Raw genomic sequence first — 4,662 nt, 5'->3', positions numbered from 1 at the left:
TCAGATCGCCCGTCCTGACCCCCAACCGCGGCGGGACGTGCCGCACTATGGCGTGACCCGGGCATTTCTGTCCCCCCAGCGGCCTCATGTCAGTCATACGGCTAATATCTGGCCTCTCTTTATAAGGCACTCTTATGACCTTACCCCGGACAATCCTCCCGTTGGCCGCCCCGCTCACTGCGGCGCCCTGCCCCGCCGCAAAGCCGCAATGCCGCAGAACAACCCCCGGCGCCGGATGCACCAAAAGGCGATGAAACGAGAGGGCCCCAGGGCCCCGCCATCAGATGACGGGGCCTGGGGAATCCGGGGGAAGCCGGGGAGGAGAGAGAGGCGCAATCAGGTGATCACGGGATCCCGATATTGCCGATGGATGGCACAAAACGCCTCCCGGCTTTGCAGCGCCGCCGCGACGCAGACAGGGTCGAACTGGCTGCCGGCATGGGTCTTGAGGTACTCGAAGGCCGTTTCGAGGGGCCAGGCCTGCTTGTAGGGGCGCTCGCTGGTGAGGGCGTCAAACACATCTGCCACCGCAACGATGCGGGCCTCCAGGGGGATCGCCTCCCCCGCCAGTCCTTCCGGGTAGCCCTGACCGTCGAAACGCTCGTGGTGGTAGGCAATGATGTTCTTCAGCATGTCGGTGTGATGGATGCCGTCGAGGCCGAACTCGCGGATCATCAGGGCGATCATCTCCCTCCCCTTGAAGGGGTGGGTCTTCATCACCCCGTACTCCTCGGCCGTGAGCTTGCCCGGCTTGAGCAGGATGGCGTCGGGCACCGCAATCTTGCCGATATCGTGCAGCTCGGAAAAAAGGTGAATGAACTCCACCTCCTCGTCACTCAAGGGGTAATGGGCCGCCACCTCCCGGGCGATGAGCCGCGAATAGGCCGACATGCGGTGCAGGTGATTGGCGGTCTCCTCGTCCCGGTAGCGGCTGAACTCCCGCACCGTGGTCAGGGCCCCGTTCAGGGTCTGGATGGAGAAGAACTCCACCGCGATGATGGCCGCCAGGATCTGGGCATAGGCCGCCAGCTCACCGCAAATAGCGCCATCGAAGTAACCGGGCTCTTTGGCATCGCAAAACAGAAAGCCGAACAAGCGACTGTTGAGCAGCAGCGGCTCGGTATAGCTCGACGCGTAACCGGCCGCCAGCACTTTTCGGCTGTGCTCGGAGGGGGAGCCCAGCAGGGAATCCAGGGTGTCGAGCACCCTGGGCCGCTGGTGCTCGGCCAGGTAGCGCAGGGAAGGCACCTCGCTCAGCCTGACCTCGTACTGCAACAGCGGCGAGCCCCCGTCCGTGCTGTGGGCAAAGGTCTTGAGCTGGTCCGTCTGCGGGTCGTAGATGGCGATCGCTACCCGGCTCAACTTGTCAAAGCGCTGCCTGAGGGGGGCGTGCACGTTCTGCACTTTCTCACCAAATGAACTCTCCATCCCGCACATCCTTCTGATAGGCCTGTTGGGAGTATAGTGACACCCGTTTTGCCCCTCCTGCCAAATGGTGACGGCGCACAGGGATCGTGATCCCGCCCGCACTGGCGACGGTCCCCTCCCTGCCCGTGGTCATGTCACGCCGCCCCACCCCGCTTCCCCGGGCAAAGAGATTGTTCGCTTCCGACGTGTCGGCTGTATAGTTTTTGGTTAGCCATTCCGGTAAAATCCGCGCCCTTGAATAAGAGCCACCTAAGAGTGATTGAGCGATGTCCAACACAAAACAGGCCCCCAAAGTAGGATTCGTCTCCTTGGGTTGTCCTAAGAGCACAAGACCAATCCATAGCTAATACAGTCAGTCAGGCTTGTGCTGGCGGTATCCCATCACTGTGCTGGTGCTGAAAGTTGTAGTACTGATATGTCGCTTCACACAGGGTCATGTCTCCCGTTACCTAGGAGGTGTTCGTCCGATCAACCATCAGGATACCCCGAACACGCTCAAGCTCTGCTCGACCGCATCAGCCGCATCGAGCATGGAATCCTGGCTTAACGCCTAGGCTAGGATGTTATGTTGGGTTGACCGACATTGAAGAGGTGCTTAATGAAGCCCGCCCCCATGGAGACTCATAGGGGGATTAAAACGCTGATTGACGCCAGTTATAATCCAAAACAAGCTGAGGCAGTGTTGGCATTACTTTACTAGGTCCAGCGACAAATGCGCCCGCCGCTGTGGCAAACCACGATGAGCGAAGAGCGGTGATCTTCCGTTGGCAGACATCAGGGCTGACGCAACTTGTCTCAAACACAGCCTCTTTTTGGAGGGCGCAATCGTGTTGTTTACCACGTTAAAGTACATATTTTGGGGATGAGCATGCTGGGTGGCTCAACGCCCCCAGATTTGTTCACGCTTCTTCTGCACACAAAGACCAATATCGAATCTATTCAGATAAGTTCAAGGTGCCGGTTAATCAATCCAAAATCAGCAACTGGTTCATAGCCTTTCTCTGAAAACATCAGTGCACCTCGCCGCTGCTCTTTCAGATTTGCTATGGCCTGAAAAAAGCAACTCTCGCACAGGTGAACCTCGTAACTTTCGCCATCGTGCTGAGTTCCATAACCCCAGTGGGCACTCAATGTGCCAAACTCGATATTGCTAACAGCCCCCTCTGTTTGGCAACTCTCTTCACAAACATCACAGCGAATATCGCTGATTACCTCGACCTCTTTTTTGGTCATGATTTTCATCTTTTGTTACTCCATTCATGCAACATCTGCGAATCAACTGCATCGAGTCCGCAGGTTGACCACTTCTCTGCATTGATGATTGCGCGTGATGGTCTCTCTAACTTGTGCCACTGCCGCTCTATGTGATTCACCCAAGGGCTGTAGACTGGCTGGAATACCAGGCATGACTAATGATGGCCCTCTAAGATACAGCTCCATATGAGTGTAAACATCTCATATCAGAGACTTGTTCACTTCCTTAGCTCCTGAGGTATCGGCCAATTTTTCTTAAAATCCATAAACTCAGCAACAAACGAACCCATCACACTCTTAACAAATTCATCATATATGGATTGATTGATAGTGACATGTAAGAGTGAATCCACTCTCAGCGAATCTCCTACTGCGGCTAGGAAATCCGCATTGTGAAAAATTAATGTCACTGTGCCACTTTTTTGATCCTGGCTCAGGATGATCTGTTGATTGGACATTATCCACCCTCAAATGATGCTTATATGCCGTGTCATTATACAAGTGTACTGATGACCGTGTACAGTACGCCGTATAACGTAGAACATAGCTCCTCTTGTGAGGAGATAACATGGATTCTGACGAGTTTGAGCTGACGATGCTCGCAACTGCATTCGGTAAAAATGTACGAGAACTGCGGTCTGCACGAGGTATGCAACAGGAAAAACTAGCGCTAATTGCTGGTATAGACCGTGGTCATATGGGAAAAATCGAACGTGGGGAGACTAGGGTAACCCTTGAAAAAGTTTATTTGATCGCAAAAGCCCTTGGGGTCTCGCCTGCATCATTGCTGCCATAGCCATAGCATGGCTGTTGCTCTTACCCAATGGCCCGCCCTGGATTTGCAATAAACTCGAACACGCCAAACACCTCACCTTATCACTGCATGCAAACCGCCCTGAGCTGGTTTGGTACAGTGTCAGCTCCAGCCAGTGCCAGGCGAAACCATACTCGTTGTCATCGGACGCATTAGGGAGATGCGTCGCATTCGGCCAGAAGTTTGCCCACAAACGCTACATCCGGTGCTCCGTCGACCCTCACAGAGTAGCGATGATACCAGGCAGTCCTCTCATGAGGCCTGTAGGGAAGAGAGAGCCTGTTTAGGAAATCGTCGGTGTCACAACTCACAAACGCATCGTCCAGACAGGCGATTAGGAAACCAGCAGGTATCTCAATCCCCTCGTTGTGACTACAACAAAACCGTTGAAAACAACAACCCTGTGCCTGGGAGATATTCTGAAAAAATCGCTGATACCGAGATTGATGTACTGTAAGCATTTCACGATACTTATAATGCAAATGCCTGCGGGCATTGATGTACTGATCACTCCGTTGTCAGCTGACAATCGCCATCGCTGGACAACAGGACGAGTTCCATCTCATACTACCGATAATCCATCTGCCAGAAAGCACCGAGCCGAAGATCGGCCAGCAAGCAGCCAGGATTTCATTTCACGATACCGATAATGGGGTCGCCAGCGACTACTGAGGTGCAGATCACCCCGTTGTCAGCTGACAATCGCTGCCAGCCAGTAGCCTAGTTTCCATTTCTCGATACCGATAATGCGGTTTCCAGCGGCTACTGATGCGCAGATCACCCCATTGTCAGCTGACAATCGGTGCCAACCAGCAGCTTGGTTTCCATTTCTCGATACCGATAATGCGGTTTTCAGCGGCTACTGAGGCGCAGATCACCTCGTTGTCAGCTGACAATCGCTGCCAACCAGCAGCTTGGTTTCCATTTCTCGATACCGATAATGCGGTTTTCAGCGGCTACTGAGGCGCAGATCACCTCAATAACGATACCTGATTACCCATGACCCTCAGCCAGCTTCAAGAGCCGATATGGCATCGGAGGGCTTGCCACGACTGCATGCCCCAATTCAACAAACATACTCTTGAGGTCAAAACGATGATTAAACCGGAAGCAGTATTCAGCAAGATGCCTTGGTAAATGCTTCGCTCCGAGCTTATGACAACTGC

The 4,662-nt window shown here is 53.9% G+C and carries 4 protein-coding genes and 2 pseudogenes; 1 reads left to right on the top strand and 5 read right to left on the bottom strand.

Going from position 1 to position 4,662, the window contains the following annotated elements; all coding sequences use genetic code 11:
• Nucleotides 1–336: 336 nt before the first annotated feature.
• From C3418_RS22860 to C3418_RS22845, 4 genes and pseudogenes are all read right to left on the bottom strand, one after another.
• Entirely contained in the window at nt 337–1,428 is a 1,092-nt protein-coding gene (locus C3418_RS22860; RefSeq protein ID WP_010673909.1) for an HD domain-containing phosphohydrolase, read from the bottom strand.
• A 939-nt stretch (nt 1,429–2,367) separates the two neighbouring features.
• Nucleotides 2,368–2,670 carry a hypothetical protein gene (locus C3418_RS22855; protein WP_042878961.1) on the bottom strand — a complete coding sequence of 101 codons (303 nt, stop codon included), beginning with the start codon at nt 2,668–2,670 and terminating at the stop codon, nt 2,368–2,370.
• Between the two features lie 33 nt (nt 2,671–2,703).
• Nucleotides 2,704–2,831, bottom strand: a pseudogene (locus tag C3418_RS25120) (IS630 family transposase); the annotation flags it as partial.
• 69 nt (nt 2,832–2,900) lie between these two features.
• Entirely contained in the window at nt 2,901–3,140 is a 240-nt protein-coding gene (locus tag C3418_RS22845; protein WP_042878959.1) for a hypothetical protein, read from the bottom strand.
• Between the two features lie 110 nt (nt 3,141–3,250).
• On the opposite strand from C3418_RS22845, the gene C3418_RS22840 reads away from it, so the two are divergent.
• Nucleotides 3,251–3,478, top strand: a complete 228-nt coding sequence (locus C3418_RS22840; RefSeq protein WP_080697938.1) for a helix-turn-helix domain-containing protein — start codon at nt 3,251–3,253, stop codon at nt 3,476–3,478.
• A gap of 1,011 nt (nt 3,479–4,489) precedes the next feature.
• Here C3418_RS22840 and C3418_RS22835 read toward each other — a convergent pair.
• Nucleotides 4,490–4,662, bottom strand: a pseudogene (locus C3418_RS22835) (IS1595 family transposase); the annotation flags it as partial.

It is taken from the genome of Aeromonas sp. ASNIH8, assembly GCF_002919855.1.
GTDB classification, from domain to species: domain Bacteria; phylum Pseudomonadota; class Gammaproteobacteria; order Enterobacterales; family Aeromonadaceae; genus Aeromonas; species Aeromonas caviae.
Note: the sequence above shows the minus strand (reverse complement) of the source record. Positions and strands in the feature narration are given on the sequence as shown.